Genomic DNA, 20402 nt, shown 5'->3' with positions numbered 1-20402 from the left:
CTCGCATCCGTTCAAACCAACATTTTTTTTGGCAAAGGAGTTTTATTCTCCTCCAATCCTTTTTGTGGTTTAGAAAAATAATACCCTTGAGAATAGTCAACGCCTAAATCATTTAAAATATCATAAATATTTTCTGTCTCCACAAATTCGGCAATCGTTTTTATATTCACCTTTTTAGCAAAGTGTAAAATACTTTCAACGGTTGCAAGTTGCGCGGGGTCATTGTCTATATTTTGGATTAAAGAGCCATCTATCTTTATATAGTCCACATCTAATTTTGATAAATAATTAAAGTTAGAATAGCCTGAACCAAAATCATCTATTGCCACTTTACAACCCTGTTTTTTAATTTTTTTTATAAAAACCAACACTTCATCAAAATTTTCTATTCCTTCAGACTCTACTATTTCTATAATTAATCGACTACCGCATTGATATAGTTCAAGATAATCCATCAACATGCTTACAACTTTCACTGACTGAATATCTTGAAGTGTGAAATTGATAGAAAAATCATAATTATTATCTGCAAATTTTTCAAATGATTTTCTGATCATAATCATCGTAAGCTTATAATAAAGCTTCGCTTTTTTAGCATGTTCCAAAAAAAGATACGGCGCTAAGACCTTACCATTGTCTTCTTTTAAGCGAATAAGACACTCATATTTAGTTATTTTTAGCGTTTTATTATCGACGATGCCTTGATAAAAAGGTACAAATTTATCATTGAGTATTCCCTCTTTTATCCCTGCTATCACTTTTATATTTTCGGCTATTTTATTGTGTAAATATATATTATCATTGAAAAAAGTAACTATATTGTTATCTTTTTTATTTTCTTTTAAAGCAACATGGGCAAGATTATATATTTCATTTTTCGCGCCATGAGCCACTCCGCAAGATAAAAGTAAGGTGATTTTATCGGCCAATATATTATACACTTCATTCTCAAGCCCAGTAATAAACTCTGCTATCGTATTTTTTTTCTTTTGATCTAATGGATATTCGCAAAGTAGAGCAAACTCATCACCACTTATTCTAAAGACCTCAAAGCATTTACTTTTAAGAACAGAGGCGAAATGTTCCAAGGTTTTATCACCTTTTTCATAGCCATAATAATCATTAATATCAGAAAATCTATCTATATTAATGAGAATAAGCGTCGCATGTTCACTCTTTATTTTTTTTATTTTATCTATCAGTGCATTTCTATTTTGTAATCCGGTTAACCTGTCTTTATATTGTTGTTTAATAATTTTGTCTTTTTCTATTAGTTCTGTTACGTCGGTTCTTGACGCTATATAACTTATAATCTGTCCATCGTCATCTAGAATAGGCATAATAAAGGTCTTTACATAGTAAGTGGAGCGGTCTTTTGCACGGTTTTTTAGCGTGCCTTTCCAGACTTTTTTAGCGGCAATAGTCTTCCACATATTTTTAAATATAGCCCGACTACTATCGGGGTCCCTCACTATACTGTGTTTCTTTCCAATCAATTCTTCTCTAGCGTAGCCTGAAACTTCACAAAATTTATCATTAACGTAAATTATAACCCCTCGAATGTCTGTTTTTGACACAATAGAACTCTTATCTAAAAGTTGTTTATATTGATTTAAGTTCTTATCTGAGACATTAACTAAGTGTATCAATGAGTTTAGCTTAGTGCTGTTATTTATTGTTTTTGGAATCTCATTGAGGCTTTGCATAATGCCTGTTTCAGACAAACTCAGCGTCGTTGCAGCGGCTGTTAAAAGTTGACTTTTTATTTTTGAATGAAAAAACTCTCCATAGCAAAAAAAACCACTCGAAGGGGCCACTTTTTCAATCAATCCAAGTTCATAATCCAAACATTTTTTTGGAAATGTTTTTCTTGTCGCACCAGAATAAACATAAGTAGCTTCAACTGGATGACAAATCATACTGTTATATAATTCATATGCTTTTGAGAATATTTTTCCGGTGTTTGTTATAGAAAATTTGACTTTATCGCCATTTTTAAAATGACCTACATAGATAAATCCCCCCTCTTCCGTCATGCCAACAGATGTCATGGCAACACTCATTTCCTCTTCTATTTTTTGCAATGGAAATTCCATGGCACTGGCTGGGAAATTGTTTGAAATAGTCTCTCCCAGATAGTATTGGTAAATGTTTTTCACAGGTGTGTGATCTATCTCATAGATCACATTATCCACGGCCTTGGTGATAATCATTTCTGTACCAATAGAAACATTGCTTAAAGAATAATTTGTATGAGCATATAAGCTATCACTGTTCAGCGAACACAGGACGATGCCTTCAAAATAAATTTTATCACCACGGATAATAAAGGTTTTCTCAAATAAATAATTATCGCCTCCGTTTCCGCCAGCTATGGGAATGTTTGGTTTTTTAGATGAAAACCCTTCTAAAAAAAGTTCAGAATTACCTTTGAATGGCTCACTAAAAGCGATAACAGCTTTTGTATTTTGAGAAACCACTTCATCTGAAGCTTTCTCACCGGCTTTAAAGTTTGTTTTAGGGTAATAAAAGAGTTGGAGAGCTGTTTTTTTAAAAATTGAGAAAGAAATTTGGATAGTGTTTTCTTTCACAGCACCAGAAACAATCTCGCCAGCCGTTGAACAACCAATGATCGCTGCATGTGGGAGTTTGGACGTTAAACTATCTAAAACTTGCTGGACATGTTCAATATTCAAATCACCACTAAAAATTTGAATTAAAATAGAGAAATCAGGCTCTTTAATATTTTCATCTATAAAAAGTTCTAAATCATCTTTAGTTCTAAATTGGTAGTTTATTAACTTCATTTAGCACAGGCCTTCTATAACCGTATTGTATTCAAATTTATTTAACATTGGATGTTGCGGACTTATTCGAACACCTGTTTCGCTCTTATACAATCACTTTTGACCTAACCACGAGATTATCTATTTTAAATCAATTTAATAGTATCATTTCTGACCCTTTAAAATACAGAAGAGGCTATTTCATTACGAACAAAAGGGTCTTTATGACATAAAATAAGAGATCTATCACGTCTTTATTTTAATTTTTGTCATTAATAACACTGCCTGTATGACGAGCTAATTCTTCAATAAGTTCAACAGGTGGTTTTATCACTGCGGTAAAAAGAGCCCGTTGATTTACTGATATTTTGGGGCAACTGATCAATGATAAATTTATTAACAACATGGATAAATGAAGGGTCAAAAATAAGCGCTGGCTTGATAAGCATTACAAGCATGAGAGAGAGAGGGCTAAAAATGCTCCCCGATAATGTGAAGTCACTTTTTAATGATTGTAAAAATAGGTCAAGATTTTAGTGAATTAAGAAAATCCCCCTTCCTTGAAAGTAATACGTTTTTTGATGCTTTCACAGAGAGCTGAGTGTTAAAACTGTTCAGGTAGTCAGGGGAATTGTGTTTTTTGCAGAGAGTTTATTATATAATTTTATCCGGTTGCTCTCCCTAAATTCTAAAGAATTTATCCCTTATAGTTAGAAAATATAGCTTAATGCAGCGCCATTGAGACCCTATTTCTGAAAGATTCGCACCGTCATGGGTATTGAGCGACTGGATTGCAGACTGCTGTATAAGGTTTGTTTATTCTTCCTAGATGCTTTCTTGTGGTTTAGAAAAATAGTACCCTTGGGAAAAATCAACGCCTAAATCATTTAAAATATCATAAATATTTTCTGTCTCTACAAATTCGGCAATCGTTTTTATATTCATCTTTTTAGCAAAAAGTAAAATACTCTCAACGGTTGCAAGTTGAGAGGGGTCATTATCTATATTTTTTATTAAAGAGCCATCTATTTTTATATAGTCCACATCTAATTTTGATAAATAATGAAAGTTAGAATAGCCTGATCCAAAATCATCTATTGCCACTTTACAACCGTATTTTTTAATCTGTTTTATAAAATCTGACAGTTCATTAAAATTTTCAATTCCTTCAGACTCGACTATTTCTATAATTAATCTGTTTCCGCATTGATATTGCTCAAGATAATCCATCAGCATGCTTACAACGGTCACGGATTGAATATCTTGAAGTGTAAAGTTGATAGAAAAATCATAGTTATTGCCTGCAAACTTTTCAAATGATTTCCTGATCATAATCATCGTAAGCTTATAATAAAGCTTCGCTTTTTTAGCATGTTCCAGAAAAAAGTACGGCGCCAGAACCTTGCCATTTTCTTCTTTTAAGCGTATCAGACACTCATATTTAGTTATTTTTTTGGTTTTATTATTAACTATGCCTTGATAAAAGGGCACAAATTTATCGTTAAGTATTCCCTCTTTTATGCTTGCTATTATTTTTATATTATCTGCAATTTTTCTATATAAGTTCATATTATCATTAAAAAAAGTAACTATATTATTATCTTTTTTATTTTCTTTTAAGGCAATATGGGCAAGATTATATATTTCATTTTTCGCGCCACTGGCCACTCCGCAAGATAAAAGCAAGGTAATATTATCGTCCAGTATTTCATAGACTTCATTCTCCAGATCAATAATCAAGCCTGCTATCATCTCTTTTGTTTCTTTATCTAATGAATGTTCGCAAAGTATTGCAAACTCATCACCGCTTATTCTAAATATTTCGCCCCTTATTTTAACGATTTCTCCGTTTATTTTAAAGAATTCAGAATATTTATTTTTAAGAACAGATGCAAAGAGTCCCAAGGTTTTATCACCTTTTTCATAGCCGTAATAATCATTAATATCAGAAAATCTATCTATATTAATAAGAATAAGCGTCGCATCTTCATTCTTGATTTTTTTTAGTTTATCTATCAGTGCATTTCTATTTTGTAACCCGGTCAACTTATCTTTATACTGTTGTCTAATAATTTTGTCTTTTTCTATTAGTTCTGTTACGTCCGTTCTTGCCGCTATATAACTTATAATCTGTCCCGAGTCATCTAGAATAGGCATAATTAAGGTCTTTACATAGTAGGTGGAGCCATCTTTTGCACGATTTTTTAGCGTGCCTTTCCAGACTTTTTTAGCCGTAATAGTCGTCCACATGTTTTTAAATATGGCATTACTGTTATCCGGATGCCTAACGATACTGTGATTATTGCCAAGCAATTCTTCTCGAGAGTAGCCCGAAATAGTACAAAACTCATCATTAACATAAATGATGTCCCCTCGAGTATCGGCTTTTGACACAATAGAACTCTTATCTAAAAGCTCTTTATATTGATTTAAGTTCTCATCTGAGACATTAACTAAGTGTACCAATGAACTCAGCATATTAGTGCTGCGCATGCTTTCTAGCACCTCATCTGTGCTTTGTATAATATCTGCTTCAGACAAACTCAGGGTCGTTGTAGTGACAGTTAAAAGTTGATTTTTTATTTTTGAATGAAAAAACTCTCCATAGCTGAAAAAGCCAACTGAAGGGGCTATTTTTTCAATCAATCGAAGTTCATAATTCAAACATTTTTTGGGGAATTGTTTCCTAGCAGAACATGAATAAATATAAGTAGCTTCAACTGGATTACAAATAATATTCTTATATAAATCATATGATTTTGAAGATATTTCTGCATTGTTTGTTATGGCAAATTTCACCTTATCGCCATTTTTAAAATGACCTAGATAGATAAATCCACCCTCTTCCGTCATGCTCATGGCTATTCTGGCAACACTCATTTCCTCCTCTATTTTTACCAATGGAAATTCGAGAACACTGACTGGAAAATTTTCTAGAATATGCTCTCCCAAATAGTATTGGTAAATTTTCTTGACCGGCGTGTGATCTATCTCATAGATCACATTATCCACAGCCTTAGTGACAATCATTTCTGTACCAATAGACACACTGCTGAAGGAATAATTTGAGTGTACACATAAGCTGTCGCTATTCAGTGCACACAGGACGATGCCCTCAAAATAAATCTTATTGTCATAGATAATAAAGGTTTTTTTATATAAAAGATTATCACCGGCATTTCCGCCAGAGATAGGGATATGTTGTTTTTTAGATGAGAACCCTTCTAAAAAAAGTTCAGAATCACCTTTAAATGCTTCACTAAAAGCGATAACAGCTTTTGTATTTTGAGACACTATTTCACTTGAAGCTTTCTCTCCATCTTCAAAGTTTGTTTGAGGGTAATAAAAAAGTTGGAGATTGGTTTTTTCAAAAAGAGAGAAAGAAATTTGAAGAGTATTATTTTTCATGGCGCCAGAAACAATCTCGCCAGCCGTTGAGCAACCAATGATGGCTGCATGTGGGAGTTTGGACTTTAAAATATCTAAAACTTGCAGGATATTGTCAATATTTAAATCACCGCTAAAAACTTGAATTAAAATAGAAAGATGAGTCTTTTTGATATTTTCATCTATAAAAAGTTCTAAATCATTTTTTGTTTTAAACTGGTAGTTTATTAACTTCATCGAGCACACACCTTTTTATTACTCTATTGTATTAAAATTTATTTAACATGCATGTTTAGGGCTTATTCAAATATCTATTCCCAGCTTAACCAATCGCCGCTTAAACTGATTAACCATTTGACTCTTATACAATAGCTTTTAACCTAACACCAGAATAACTTATTTTTATCTTTTAAATCAATTAAATGCTCTTTTTTATGTCTATTTAATATACAGAAAAGACAATGTAATGACAAAAATAGGAAATGAGAGAGTTATTATTTCTTTCATTTCATTGTCACTCAATACAACTGCTTTAACAGCTGGAATGCGCGATCAATTCTAAAGGTAGCCATTATAACAGCAATTAATGCAGCCCTTCATTATTGCTGTTCATAAAAATTAAAAACCTGATTTCCAGCTCTGCCCTTCGCATCAATAAATCAAGTTTTATCATACGTTTTTTCTTAGACAAAAATACAAGAAAGTGTTTGGTTAGGTGCGACCATTCAACTTTGTTCCGGGTAGGGAAAAATAGACGGAAGGATAGGACAGCCAATCTTTGGATAAAATTGGGCTGCAGCGGTAATTATACAGCTGCGTTTGGCTTCAGAAAGAAGATTTATAGGGCTGACATTGTATTAATCCAGCGGCTATTTCACGGAGAACACGATTGAAACCCGCTAACAGAAAAACGTCGCACAGTCTTGCCGCAAAAAAATATTAGCACGATTGACATTCCATTGTGCGTGGAGCTGTCCTATGAAATATCACTCTCTAGGAGGCGCATAAGCGTATTAAAATGTAACCAAGAGAGCTGCAGTTCGCACCGTTCAAAGCAATGTTTATTGGGAAAGAGTCTTTATTTTTCTATTTCTTCCTGTGGTTTAGAAAAATAGTATCCTTGGGAAAAATCAACGCCTAAATCATTTAAAATATCATAAATGTTTTTTGTCTCAACAAATTCAGCAATCGTTTTTATATTCATCTTTTTAGCAAAAAGTAAAATACTCTCAACGGTTGCAAGTTGAGAGGGGTCATTATCTATATTTTTTATTAAAGAGCCATCTATTTTTATATAGTCCACATCTAATTTTGATAAATAATGAAAGTTAGAATAGCCTGATCCGAAATCATCTATTGCCACTTTACAACCGTATTTTTTAATCTGTTTTATGAAATCTGACAGTTCATTAAAATTTTCAATTCCTTCAGACTCGACTATTTCTATAATTAATCTGTTTCCACATTGATACCGCTCAAGATAATCCATCAACATGCTTACAACGGTCTCGGATTGAATATCTTGAAGTGTAAAGTTGATAGAAAAATCAGAGTTATTGCCTGCAAACTTTTCAAATGATTTCCTGATCATAATCATCGTAAGTTTATAATAAAGCTTCGCTTTTTTAGCATGTTCCAGAAAAAAATACGGCGTCAGCACCTTACCATTTTCTTCTTTTAAGCGTATCAGACACTCATATTTAGTTATTTTTTTGGTTTTATTATTAACTATACCTTGATAAAAGGGCACAAATTTATCGTTAAGTATTCCCTCTTTTATGCTTGCTATCACTTTTATATTTTCTGCTATTTTGTTGTATAAATTCATATTATCATTAAAAAAAGTAACTGTATTATTATCTTTTTTATTTTCTTTTAAAGCAATATGGGCAAGATTATATATTTCATTTTTAGCACCATTAGCCACTCCACACGATAAAAGCAAGGTGATTTTATCATCTAATATTTCATATACTTCATTCTCCAGGCTCATAATCAACCCTGCTATCATCTCTTTTATTTTTTTATCTAATGAGTGCTCGCAAAGTATTGCAAACTCATCACCACTTATTCTAAAAATATCACAACTGACGCTAGAGACGTCACTGCTTATTCTGGAAAATTCAACATATTTACCTTTAAGAACAGAGGCAAAATGTTCCAAGGTTTTATCACCTTTCTCATAACCGTAATAATCATTAATATCAGAAAATCTATCTATATTCATAAGAATAAGCGTCGCATCTTCTCTCTTAATGTCTTTCAGTTTGTCTATCAGTGCACTTCTATTTTTTAAACCGGTTAGCTTATCTTCATTTTGTTGTTTAATAATTTCGTCTTTTTTTATTAGTTCTGTCACATCGGTTCTTGCCGCTATATAACTTACAATATGTCCCTGGTCATCTAGAATAGGCATTATTAAGGTCTTTACATAGTAGGTGGAGCCGTCTTTTGCACGGTTTTTTAGCGTGCCTTTCCAGACTTTTTTAGCAGTGATAGTCGTCCACATATTTTTAAATATGCTATTACTGTTATCCGGATGCCTTACTATACTGTGGTTTTTTCCAATCAATTCTTCTCGAGAGTAGCCTGAAATTTTACAAAAATTATCATTAACATAAATGATAACACCTTGAATGTCTGCTTTTGAGACAATAGAACTCTTATCTAAAAGTTGTTTATACTGATTTAAGTTCGTATCTGAGACATTAACTAAGTGTATCAGTGGGTTTAATATAGAATGGCCGTTTATCCTTTTTGGAATTTCATCTGGGCTTTGAATAATGTCTGTTTCAGACAAACTCAGCGTCGTTGTAGTGAGCGTTAAAAGGTGATTTTTTGTTTTTGAATAAAAAAACTCTCCATAGCTGAAAAAACCACTCGAAGGGGCGACTTTTTCAATCAGCCCAAGTTCATAATTCAGACATTTTGTTGGGAATCTTTTTCTGCCTGCACAGGAATAAACATAGGTAGCTTCAACGGGATTAGACATTATTTTTGTATATAAATCATCTGATTTTGAGAATGTCTCTACACTGTTTGTTATTGCAAATTTCACTTTATCGCCATTTTCAAAATGACCTATATATAAAAATCCACCGTCTTCATTTATTCTAGCGGCTGATCTGGCAACAGTCATTTCTCCCTCTATTTTTACCAATGGAAATTCAACAACACTCATTGGAAAATGTTGTAGAATATTATCCCCCAGATAATATCTATAAATTTTATCGACAGGCGTGTAATCTATTTCATAGATCACATTATCCACAGCCTTAGTAACAATCATTTCTGTGCCGATAGAAGCACTGCTGAAGGAATGATTTGTGTGTGCATGTAAGCTATCGCTATTCAACGCACAAAGGACGATGCCCTCAAAATAAATTTTATCGTCATAGATAACAAAAGTTTTCCCATATAAAAGATTATCGCCAGCGTTTCCGCCGGAGATGGGGGCATTTTGTTTTTTAGATGAAAACCCTTCGAAAAAAAGTTCAGCATCCCCTTTAAAGGCCTCATTAAAAGCAATAACGGCTTTTGTATTTTGGGAAATAACATCACATGAAGCTTTCTCACCCGTTGTAAAATTTGTTTGAGGGTAATAAAAGAGTTGAAGATTGGTTTTTTCAAAAAGAGAGAAAGAAATTTGAATAGTATTCTTTTTCATGGCGCCAGAAGCTATCTCGCCAGCCGTTGAGCAACCAATGATCGTTGCATGTGGAAGTTTGAACTTTAAAGTATCTAACACTTGCTGAACATGAGCAATATTCAAATCACCACTAAAAACTTGAATTAAAATAGAAATATTAGCATCGTTAATATTTTGATCTATAAAAAGTTCTAAATCATTTTTTGTTCTAAACTGGCAGTTTATTAACTTCATTTAGCACACGCCTTCTTATTGCAGTGCTATATTAAATTTATTTAACATTGCATGCTTCGGTCTGATACGATCATTGATTCCAGTTTAAAGTGGAGTGATTTTACCTTTTAAATCTTTTAAATCTTTTAAATCTTTTAAATCAATTAAATACTATCATTTATATATTTAAAAGGTACAGAAATGAGAATCTCATGCCTAAAAAATGGATCACAATGAGTAAAATCAGATATCTATCACGTCTTAAATTTGATTGTCACTTATTCCATCGTGACATCATTTTTTGCCCATTGATAGCTCTCTCACTATCTCAAAATAAGCCAAGACTGGTTTTACCATCATCTATCAGCAATTTTAATCTTATAGGAGATAGCTTCACAATGATTTCTCTGGTTCATTTGGTACGAAGCGCGATCACCAAAAATTGGGTTTGATGCTGAAAAATCACAAAATGTTTCATAATAGCCCGAGGATAATTTTGCTCCGTAACTGATCTTGAATTCATTATTTACGGTTTTTTCTACATAAAAATACAGGACAGGTTTTCACTAAAATCGGGTTGTAAAAGTAATGCTACACCTGCATTAAGCTTCAAATGGGATATTTATGGGTGCTGATATTATATTGATTAGGGGATTATTTCGTGGAAAATACCACCTGGGTATCTGCATAAAAAGGATCTGCTTTAAAGACCCTGGAAAATTTTCTCTTAGCACTTATTAATGACCACCAAACCTCAAATAAATGCCGCAGATTCTGTTTTTTGACTGGCGTGGTGCATCTTATTCGGCTGTTTTTTTGACGCGCGCTTGTTCTTGTACATCTCATTATCCGCACGGCAAGTCAGGAGATCCAGATTGGCACCGTCCGCAGGCCATTCCGCTATTCCATAACTGAAACTATAAGGCAGACTGTTTTCATTGTAAATAAAGGGGATAGTTTGAAGTTTTGTTTTTATTAATTCAATCTTCTGCACCAGTTTGCTGATATTTATATCTATTAATACAAGGAGGAATTCATCACCGCCAAAGCGGCAAATAATATCAGATTCACGAAATAAGGCGGTCAATTTTTTGGCGAAATCTACAAGTACCGCATCCCCACAAAGATGGCCACATTGGTCATTAATCTCTTTAAAATTATCAAGGTCTATTACGACCAAATGAAATTTTTCATCATAACGCTTTGCGCGATTCTGATGTCTTTCAAATAATTCTTCAAAATATCTGCGGTTGAGCAACCCCGTCAAACTATCATATCGCGCCAGAGTAACATTCTTATCATATAAAAATTGTCGATTAAGAACCTGGATTATTTGACTGCGCACATACTCCATAATAAACAGGTCAGTTTCGTCATAGGCGTCAATATTGCGGCTGCCGACAGTAATGAATCCGATCAATTTTCCTTCGTTAAGAATAGGAGCACCGAGCAGGGAACGTATTTTCAGTTGCTGCAATAAAGCATGCGATTCAATGCTTTTTTGCCTGGAAAATTTGTGGATATCATCGATATAAAAACAGCTTTTTTTATTTTCTGCCATCGCATTCCAGGCCATGGATTTTTCCAATTCCACCTGCACTGGTTTTTTCCATGCGTTGTATAATCCACTGGCAGCCACCATTTTTAAGTTGCCTACAGAATCAAGCATCAGGAAACCGCAGGTTTCAGCCGATTGCATGGCCGAAAGAATACAGTCAAGGACAATCGCATAAAACTGTTCCGATGTGTTCGCATCAGTGATTGCACGGTTTATCTCCATGATCGCGTCTTTAATGTCCATTATCCTTTGCAGTCTATTTTCCATCTGGACGCGATCATCAATGTCATTGATGATACCAATCATTCCAGTTATCTCGCCCTTTTTGTTGAACACCATCGATTTGTTGAAAATCACATTGTGCTCCATCCCATCGGCTGAATGTACTTTTGTTTGATACACTTGTGGTAAGCGCTGCTCAAGAAGATCCCGATCTGCTCGGTGATAAATTTCCGCCAAATGCGGGGGACACAAATCAAATACCGTCTTTGCAAGGATATCCTTCTTTGGCTTGCCCAAATATTCTTCAAAGGCTTTGTTGCAATGGCGATACACCAGTTCAGCATCCTTGAAAAATACCGGACTGCTCAAGCTATCCAGAAGGGTATTAATAAAATCGAGTTGGTTTTCAAGCCCCAATTGCATTGCTATCAAATCTGTGATGTCCTGCGCAGTACCAACCACCCGTTCAATTTCCCCATCCGCTCCCAAGAAAAATCGCAGGGAAATCTTTTTCCATGTCGCATTGCCCTGAGGGTCACAAATTTTAATCTCATATTTTTCACTGCGAAGTGTAAAACTATCAACCCTAGAAGCGATCAAGTTTGATATATTTTCGCCAAGACGCCGTAAATTTTGTTTTTCCGCCGCTTTTTCTGGCGTATAGAAGTCGACGCGCCCTAAATTTGGTTCCCATTGCCAGAACAGGAGATCACCTTCGGCAGCAGACAACTTGATGAAATCAGCGATAGGATCTGGTAGTAATCCATCTGGCATCCGATAGATTTGACTTGAGTCATCAACCTTCCTTACTGCTGATTTTTTATTTTGTACCATTTTTAAAATTCTCCAAGCAAACAGTTAGGAACAGTCATTTTTTGATCTGTGGAGCTGAGTAAAATCTAATTTAGGGGTTAGAAATGCACCAAAAAATTTAGCTTTCTACGCATCAACTCCCACGGCAAAATTATTATAAATTAAAATTCTCCTTAACTGGCGATCAGATTCATCATTTCATTGTTGGTCTTTGATATTACGTCTATTTTTCTTGGAATATTTTAATGCTCTTTATAATCAATTAATTAACCTCTCACGCCACATGAATATGACGCAGCAACAAGCAGCTGAAGTCCTTTTCTGGTAGCGGTTTAGCAAACAAATAACCCTGTCCGTAATCACACCCGGCGGCACTTAGTAAACGCCGCTGCTCCTCATTTTCGATCCCTTCAGCGATCACTTGCATACCCAGCTTGTGTGCCATAATAATGATAGCTTCACAGAGTATCATGTCATCGGAATCCACTTTAAGATTGCGCACGAAGGATTGATCTATTTTGAGGTTGTCGATATGAAATTTTCTGAGATAGGACATCGATGAATAGCCAGTACCAAAATCATCAAGTGACACCTCAATACCGGAATCACGGAACGCCAGCAGCTTGTCGATCACTATCCTACTACTGCCATCAAGTAGAAGACCTTCGGTGATCTCAATAACCACCGCCTGCCCGGGCAGACCGAGTGCCAACAGATGTTCCAACCAGCTGGTAATGTCACTCCCCCCCTCACGGAACTGTACCGGGGATTTGTTGATACTTACCTGAAAGTCATTCTGATACTCACGACGCCAGTGGGCAACCTGATCGGCTGCCTGGCGGAATACCCAGTCACCTATTTCAACAATCGTGCCGGTTTCTTCGGCAATGGGGATAAATTCTGCAGGGCTCACCATACCGAGTTCAGGGTGATGCCAGCGGATCAAAGCCTCAGCTTTACGGATCTGACCTGTCCCTAACGCCACGATCGGCTGATAGTAAAGCTCCAGCTGGTTCTTTTTCAGTGCATAGCGTAGATCGTTTGCCAGTTGCCCCCCACGTTCTACCTGTTCCTGCATAGAGTTGGTAAAATAGTGGTAACAGTTTCGCCCTTTTTCCTTGGCCGAATACATAGCTTGATCGGCATTTTTTAACAGCATTTCGGTTGCCTCCCCATCTTTCGGATAGAAAGTTATGCCGATGCTTGGTGTAATATAAACATTTTGCTCACCCAGCAAGAATGGCTCGGCTAATTCGCACAGGATTTTTTGTGCGACACGCTCAACACTTTGTGTGTTTTTCAACCCACCAATAATTACGGTAAATTCGTCCCCTCCAAAGCGTGATACTAGATCTCTTTTCCGTACACAGTTACGCAGGCGTTGTGCAACATCGATCAGAAGCTGATCGCCCATATTATGACCTAGGGTATCGTTGACTGCCTTAAAGCGATCAAGATCGAGAAACAATAAGCCAACGTTGAGGCCTCTACGCTGTGCTTTATTCTTTTCATGAAGCAACTGGTCATGGAACATCTGGCGATTGGAAAGCCCAGTTAAATTATCGAAGTTCGCTTGTTTCCAGATGATTTTTTCAGATTTTTTCCTCTCGGTAATATCAGAGAACTGCGCAACCCGGCGGTGAACTGATCTATCCTCATTATAAATGGAATTGATCCCCAACAAGGCCATATAGTTTTCACCATTTTTATGGCGGCAACTGACCTCCCCCCGCCAGTGACCGGTACTGTTTAGGGCGAGCTCCATGCGTTGATAAACCCGCTTATCCTGCTGCTTGGAAACAATGAAGGTATGGCTCTTACCGGTTATCTCATCAGCACTATAGCCCGTCATTTCCGTAAACGCCGGGTTGGTGGTAATGATATTGCCATTGCTGTCGGTAACGGTCATTGCCTCACGGCTGTTTTGATAAACCATTGAGGCCAATTGCATCGACTCCTCAGCGAGTTTACGTTTGGTGATATCGGTATGCGTCCCACTCATACGTAATGGCTGCTGATCCTCGCCGTAGTTAACTATTTTGGCGCAATCCAGGATCCACTTGTACTCTCCCTGTCTGGTACGCATACGGTATTCAATTTTGTGTTGCGCAGTTCGCCCTTCCAAGTGGTCAGTCACTGATTGCCAGACTCTCCCACAATCATTGGGATGAACACTATCAAGGTTGATGCTTGTGTCGTTCTGAATATCTTCAAAGCGGTACCCTAGCATTTCTGCCCAGCGAGCATTTCGATGCACTGTATTGGCTTCTATATTCCAGTCCCAGAACCCGAGCTCACTGCCTGACAAAACGGAAAGAAGCTGCTCTTTTCTCCCCCGTATTTTATCTTCGGCATGCTTCCTCTCAGAGGAATCTAAGATGCCGGCAATCACAAATTGGACGGCTCCATCAACCCGATAGCAGGAAATAGTCATATGGACATAAACGCTCTCCCCATCCTTACGGATAAAACGTTTGTCCAGTGAATAACCATCTTCTTCTCCCGTCAGCATCTGGTCATATTGGTATAAATCAAGATGCCGATCATCAGGGTGAGTCAGCTCAGACCAGTTCAGCAGAAGCAGTTCTTCTTCGCGGTAACCAAGTATTTCACAAAGCCTTGGGTTTACCCTTAACCAGCCTTTGCCTGGATAGGTAATGGCAATACCAATACTGCCTAAATCAAATTGGGAGCGAAACAGAAATTCACTTTCCTTTAGCGCATCTGTACTTTGGTTACGTCGCAGTCGCTGGACAAACAACATCCCCAGTAAAGCTGTTATTAAAGGGTAAAGTAGCAGTACCGGCAGGCTAATATTGGAGAGTACCGCCAGTGTCATTTCCCAAGGAAAAATAAAGGTTAGGGCTAACATCACCCCATGGATAATGACCCCAAACAGGTAAATTTCGCGGAACGATAACTCTGACAAAGGATGCGGACGATAATAGCGCCAGGCGATGCCAAGAGTGCCCGACGTTATAATCACTAAAACGCCGATCACAGCAGCTCCGCCCCCCTGAAACAGGCGCAATGTAGCGGTTATCACCATAGCAATTAACGTAGGTATAGTGCCAAAAAATAATCCGGAGATCCCAAGCAACACCGCGCGACTATCAACTATAATACCCGGCGCATACTCCCAGGGTGTTAGCATGATGATAATACCTATCAATCCCAACGCAATACCGGTAAAAATAGCCCAGTAAAAGCCGAATACGGTACGGTTCCGAAAAGCTGCCATATCATAGATGAAAAACATAGCCAATAATAAGGCGGCATTCTGAGTCAACGTGAGAAGCCCAAAAGAGTTCATATACATTTCAATCTATTATTCATTGTTCGATTATTCTCTTATTTTCGAAGGCAAAGTGCACAATAATATCAATTAAGTGGGAAAATAGCCCACAACAATTTGATATATATGATTTTAATCAAATATATCAAATATAATTATAATTTTTTGTATGTGACGTATCTGTACAAATGAAATAATCACCCTGATTAAAATCAGCTCTGTTACATTTTAATCTGGGTATTTTGACTGTTTTTATAGAAACGGGGGGCTTGATCTTTTGCACTAAGCTTTAACTGGCAAGTGTAACGCTGTGCCTTAATTTATTTAATCAAATTCCTGCCTGAGGATTTTGATACACACATGGCTTAATCTGCTTTTTCAATTAAATCCATCGACTTTATGCCATCATCGGGGAACATTAAAATCCAAACCGATGCGCCTATTTGAAGCGTGCTACCAGACAGTTCAACAGGCTTATTAATCACGCTTATAATTCGCTCTGCCACCTGCAAAGTTTCATCTTTTATTTTGGAGTTATTCAGAACTAAAACAAATTCATTTCCCCCTAAACGGGCGACGATATCTGACTGGCGTACTAATTCCAACCGTCTTTTCGAGATCTCTTTGACTCTATTTCGTAATTTTTTTGTTGCGGCTTTGGCATGAGATTTTACTTGCTTGAAATTCAAATAGTGACATGATTTTTGTTTTTTAAAATAACCTTTTATCTGCGGTTTCAACCAATGAAGATACCTTAGTAAAATACTTAAGGTGTTGAGAGGGAAAAATTAATGACTCCTTGTTATCACATTTAACTCATGCTCATCCCCTACTATATCAATATGAATTTTGGTCTTTTACCAATAAACAACTTCTGAGTAACGTTTTTTGAAAAAAGCAGTCATTCATCAGGTGATTTTTATACGGCTTATTTGGCTTTAATGCCTCAGCTGCAAGGGTATTAAAATATGGCAGACCAGCAAGCCCTCGCGGCTGGCAATTGAGTTCAATGTCTTGCAAACTATGACTTAGCCAAACGGACAATGTAAAGCAAAATGACCGCCCCAACCGTCGCTGTAACGATTGAACCAATAAAGCTCCCTGAATGTAGACCCAGTAGTCTAAAGGTAAAGCCACCAATAAATGATCCAACAACACCAATAGCGATATTCCCGATCAGACCAAAACCCGAGCCTTTTGTTAGTTGACCCGCTAACCAGCCGGCAACACATCCAATAATTAAAAATGCGATTAATGACACAATATTATCCTTGTTTTGTATAGATTGTTTTGTATGAATTTTCTAGTTTACACCCATTTTAATAAATTACTTCTTACCCAGCTGGCGTTTAAAGCATTATACAAAGTATCAACGTTCTGGGCAATTTTAGGACAGGAATGACAAAAACAAGGTTTCTAACATCAAATAAATGGCTCTCATATGAAGATATGTAAATTTTCTGAGAATTAAGCTTTTAGTCACTATCCCTAAATTATCCCTAAACCAGGTTAGATAATGTGTTAAATACTTTGTCACAACGCTTTGTATTTTTCCATCAATCCAAATCTTTAAAGTGAGTAATCGCTTATAGATCTTATTTATCGGCTGCCACCCATTTTTTAAAATCTGAGGGGTAATAAGGGCATTGGGGTAAATCATCAAATAGTGTCTGAAACAACTCATTAACAGTAATTTCCGCCTGCGTTGACTGAATTGATCAGTGAACAACCTTTCTTTCGGCTGTTGATTGCTAATAATAGGCAGTTATCAGGTTAAGTTGATTGACCCCTAATTTTGTTTTAATTACTTTTATCTTCAATAAGTTATGCTTATTTATAGGGATAGACAATAATTTTCTAAAAAAGTCTTTTAATAACACCCAAAGGTCTCCGCAGCAAAAATTCAAGCCTATCATTCAATTTAAAATCAATATTTAATAGCATAAAATCATTCGCGTTTAATATTCAACCAATTGATTATTATGTGATTTTAATTTAATAGATAAACTCTTCATACAACGCAGGATCATAATCATCATATTGTTATCATTTAACTATCACGCTACAATCATTTCATAAGCAGTTATGTTGAGCAGTTGATTCATATCAATCATAATCTGTATTTATTACCTTTAAATGACAATCTAGTTGTTATCTAAATGTTAAGTATTTATAGTGAACAGTATTATTTATTAAGAGAACTTTGTTAGCTGCAACATTTATATTAACATTTATTTGCACTGGCGCAGTTTAATCGGGAAATGTATATTTCCACGAACAATCAAAAAACATGAGATATAAAAAACATCTTCACGCCGAATAAGGCAAAGGGATATAAAGATTCGAAAATAGAGAGGTACCTAATGTCAACCGCAAACATACTTATTGTTGAAGATGAGTTAGTCACACGTAACATGTTAAAAAGTGTTTTTGAAGCAGAAGGATATAATGTTTTGGAAGCGAATGATGGTAATGAGATGCACCAGGCCATCAAGGAAAATAATATTAACTTGATTATTATGGATATTAATTTACCTGGTAAAAATGGTCTGTTATTAGCGCGAGAGTTACGTGAACATGAAAATATTGCGCTTATTTTTTTAACGGGTCGTGATAATGAAGTTGATAAAATACTGGGATTGGAAATTGGTGCCGATGATTACATCACTAAACCTTTTAATCCTCGTGAATTAACCATACGTACACGAAACCTGTTAACACGTACTATGCAAGATAATATTTATTTTGAAGAAACAGGTAAAAAAGTAGAAAATTACAAATTTAACGGTTGGACACTTGAAATAGAAAGTCGCTCACTGATTAGCCCTGATGGTAATATCTGTAAATTACCACGCAGTGAATTCAGAGCTATATTACATTTCATTGAAAATCCGGGAAAAATTCAAACACGCGCAGATTTATTAATGAAAATGACCGGACGAGAATTAAAAGCACAGGATCGTACTGTTGACGTTACTATCCGCCGTATCCGCAAACATTTTGAGAGTATTCCTGATGCACCTGAAATTATTGCGACCATTCATGGTGAAGGTTACCGCTTCTGTGGTGATGTAGAATAAAAACAGCAGACTTTATAGCAAAACATATATCAAGGTACACTAAGTGCCTTTTTTATTGCCTAAAATCGATTACAGCCATAAAACAGTGGTTGTTAATAGCAAATAAAATAAATTGTTTTATTTTATTTTTCATCAGGCAAAAAAAAAAGCTTCACGATAACGTGAAGCTTTTTTTAAACTGGTGCCCGAAGCGAGACTTGAACTCGCACACCCATAAGGCGAGGGATTTTAAATCCCTTGTGTCTACCGATTCCACCATTCGGGCAAAACTTTAAAATGTGGAGGCGGAACCCGGAGTCGAACCGAGATGGATGGATTTGCAATCCACTGCATGGCCACTCTGCCATTCCGCCAATATACTTTAAATTTGGAGCGGTACACGAGACTCGAACTCGTGACCCCGACCTTGGCAAGGTCGTGCTCTACCAACTGAGCTAGTACCGCATCGCATTGTTTGCGGTTTTATCATTACGAGTAAACTCGTAACTCCAGTCAGTTCTTTTCAAGGTTGGTCTCGACAAACTTAACTAGTACCACATCACATTTAAACTATTATCTTAAGGTTGTTAGTAAACTAAATCCCCTCTCGATGTGTGCGCATTCTAATGATTATTAGAAATGAGTCAATACACTTTAACAATTTTTTTATCAGTTTTATACTGTTAGCTTCTTTTTTAAACGAAGCGCTGCCTTAATAGACTAATTATAGTGAATTTTTACTCAGTGCTGGCCATGCCGCGCGCAAATAGACAACCATCGACCAAAGTGTTAATCCGGTTGCTATATATAAAGCGATGAAACCTAACCACTCCATGACGATTGAATGCTGCCAAATCAGTAAAAAAAGTGCAGTCATCTGAGCAACTGTTTTTACTTTGCCGATCCATGAAACAGCAACGCTGGATCTTTCCCCAAGTTCTGCCATCCACTCTCGAAGAGCAGAAATGATTATTTCTCGGCAGATCATAACCATCGCAGGAATGGTTATCCAGATAACAGCGTAGTGTTCCACGATCATCACTAATGCCACCGCCACCATTATTTTATCGGCCACAGGATCCAAAAAAGCACCAAAAGCAGTCTGCTGATCGAGTTTTCTAGCGAGGTAACCATCTAAATAATCCGTTATTCCAGCGGTTAAAAAAAGAAAAGCTGCAATTAACTCACCCCAGTTAAAGGGTGAAAAATAAAAAAATACAAAAATGGGGATTAAGAAAAGTCGAAAACCCGTTAATAAATTTGGGATGTTTAACATTAAAATGTCCTTTGATGATCGATCCCCAATTCACTTGGAAATACAAGTTTACAAATTTATAACCAGCTTGATTATAAGCTATTTTTGCATTTTATGGTTTCATTATGCAAATCCTAAAGAGTAATTAATAGGATTACCATTTTA

10 protein-coding genes and 3 tRNA genes are annotated in these 20402 nt (G+C 36.2%); 1 reads left to right on the top strand and 12 read right to left on the bottom strand.

Going from position 1 to position 20402, the window contains the following annotated elements:
* Positions 1–11: 11 nt before the first annotated feature.
* The 8 genes from PING_RS06380 to PING_RS06350 all read right to left on the bottom strand — a co-directional run bounded on the left by PING_RS06380 (position 12) and on the right by PING_RS06350 (position 17184).
* Entirely contained in the window at positions 12–2807 is a 2796-nt protein-coding gene (locus tag PING_RS06380; protein ID WP_011769599.1) for an EAL domain-containing protein, read from the bottom strand.
* An 804-nt stretch (positions 2808–3611) separates the two neighbouring features.
* Positions 3612–6410: an EAL domain-containing protein gene (locus PING_RS06375; protein ID WP_011769598.1), complete on the bottom strand. Its 2799-nt coding sequence runs from the start codon at positions 6408–6410 to the stop codon at positions 3612–3614.
* A gap of 841 nt (positions 6411–7251) precedes the next feature.
* Positions 7252–10056 (bottom strand): EAL domain-containing protein, encoded by a 2805-nt coding sequence (locus PING_RS06370; protein WP_011769597.1) that lies wholly within the window; start codon positions 10054–10056, stop codon positions 7252–7254.
* 335 nt (positions 10057–10391) lie between these two features.
* Positions 10392–10547 carry a hypothetical protein gene (locus PING_RS21770; protein WP_408635118.1) on the bottom strand — a complete coding sequence of 52 codons (156 nt, stop codon included), beginning with the start codon at positions 10545–10547 and terminating at the stop codon, positions 10392–10394.
* A 242-nt stretch (positions 10548–10789) separates the two neighbouring features.
* A complete protein-coding gene (locus tag PING_RS06365; RefSeq protein WP_011769596.1) occupies positions 10790–12649 on the bottom strand; it encodes a diguanylate cyclase in 1860 nt (619 codons plus the stop codon).
* 253 nt (positions 12650–12902) lie between these two features.
* Complete coding sequence (locus PING_RS06360; RefSeq protein WP_041766071.1) at positions 12903–15941, bottom strand: EAL domain-containing protein; 3039 nt, start codon at positions 15939–15941, stop codon at positions 12903–12905.
* A gap of 347 nt (positions 15942–16288) precedes the next feature.
* Positions 16289–16663 carry a diguanylate cyclase domain-containing protein gene (locus PING_RS06355; protein WP_011769594.1) on the bottom strand — a complete coding sequence of 125 codons (375 nt, stop codon included), beginning with the start codon at positions 16661–16663 and terminating at the stop codon, positions 16289–16291.
* Between the two features lie 281 nt (positions 16664–16944).
* Positions 16945–17184, bottom strand: a complete 240-nt coding sequence (locus PING_RS06350) for a GlsB/YeaQ/YmgE family stress response membrane protein (RefSeq protein WP_011769593.1) — start codon at positions 17182–17184, stop codon at positions 16945–16947.
* 1102 nt (positions 17185–18286) lie between these two features.
* Here PING_RS06350 and arcA point away from each other — a divergent pair.
* Positions 18287–19003, top strand: coding sequence for a two-component system response regulator ArcA (gene arcA / locus PING_RS06345; RefSeq protein ID WP_011769592.1), 717 nt, complete (start codon positions 18287–18289; stop codon positions 19001–19003).
* 179 nt (positions 19004–19182) lie between these two features.
* Here the strand turns inward: arcA and PING_RS06340 are convergent.
* From PING_RS06340 to pgsA, 4 genes are all read right to left on the bottom strand, one after another.
* Positions 19183–19268: transfer RNA gene (locus tag PING_RS06340), tRNA-Leu, on the bottom strand.
* 14 nt (positions 19269–19282) lie between these two features.
* Positions 19283–19356, bottom strand: a tRNA-Cys gene (locus tag PING_RS06335).
* 15 nt (positions 19357–19371) lie between these two features.
* Positions 19372–19447 (bottom strand) — tRNA-Gly (locus tag PING_RS06330).
* A gap of 259 nt (positions 19448–19706) precedes the next feature.
* Complete coding sequence (pgsA, locus tag PING_RS06325; protein ID WP_011769591.1) at positions 19707–20258, bottom strand: CDP-diacylglycerol--glycerol-3-phosphate 3-phosphatidyltransferase; 552 nt, start codon at positions 20256–20258, stop codon at positions 19707–19709.
* Positions 20259–20402: the final 144 nt, after the last annotated feature.

The organism is Psychromonas ingrahamii 37, assembly GCF_000015285.1.
In the GTDB taxonomy this organism is placed as follows: domain Bacteria; phylum Pseudomonadota; class Gammaproteobacteria; order Enterobacterales; family Psychromonadaceae; genus Psychromonas; species Psychromonas ingrahamii.
The sequence above is the reverse complement of the archived record's forward strand: the minus strand, read 5'-3'. Positions and strand labels throughout refer to the sequence as shown.

What these genes read in the sequence shown, in the direction of transcription:
- PING_RS06380 (WP_011769599.1), bottom strand. Translation starts at nt 2,807, where the DNA reads ATGAAGTTAATAAACTACCAATTTAGAACTAAAGATGATTTAGAACTT.
- PING_RS06375 (WP_011769598.1), bottom strand. Translation starts at nt 6,410, where the DNA reads ATGAAGTTAATAAACTACCAGTTTAAAACAAAAAATGATTTAGAACTT.
- PING_RS06370 (WP_011769597.1), bottom strand. Translation starts at nt 10,056, where the DNA reads ATGAAGTTAATAAACTGCCAGTTTAGAACAAAAAATGATTTAGAACTT.
- PING_RS06365 (WP_011769596.1), bottom strand. Translation starts at nt 12,649, where the DNA reads ATGGTACAAAATAAAAAATCAGCAGTAAGGAAGGTTGATGACTCAAGT.
- PING_RS06360 (WP_041766071.1), bottom strand. Translation starts at nt 15,941, where the DNA reads ATGAACTCTTTTGGGCTTCTCACGTTGACTCAGAATGCCGCCTTATTA.
- arcA (WP_011769592.1), top strand. Translation starts at nt 18,287, where the DNA reads ATGTCAACCGCAAACATACTTATTGTTGAAGATGAGTTAGTCACACGT.
- pgsA (WP_011769591.1), bottom strand. Translation starts at nt 20,258, where the DNA reads ATGTTAAACATCCCAAATTTATTAACGGGTTTTCGACTTTTCTTAATC.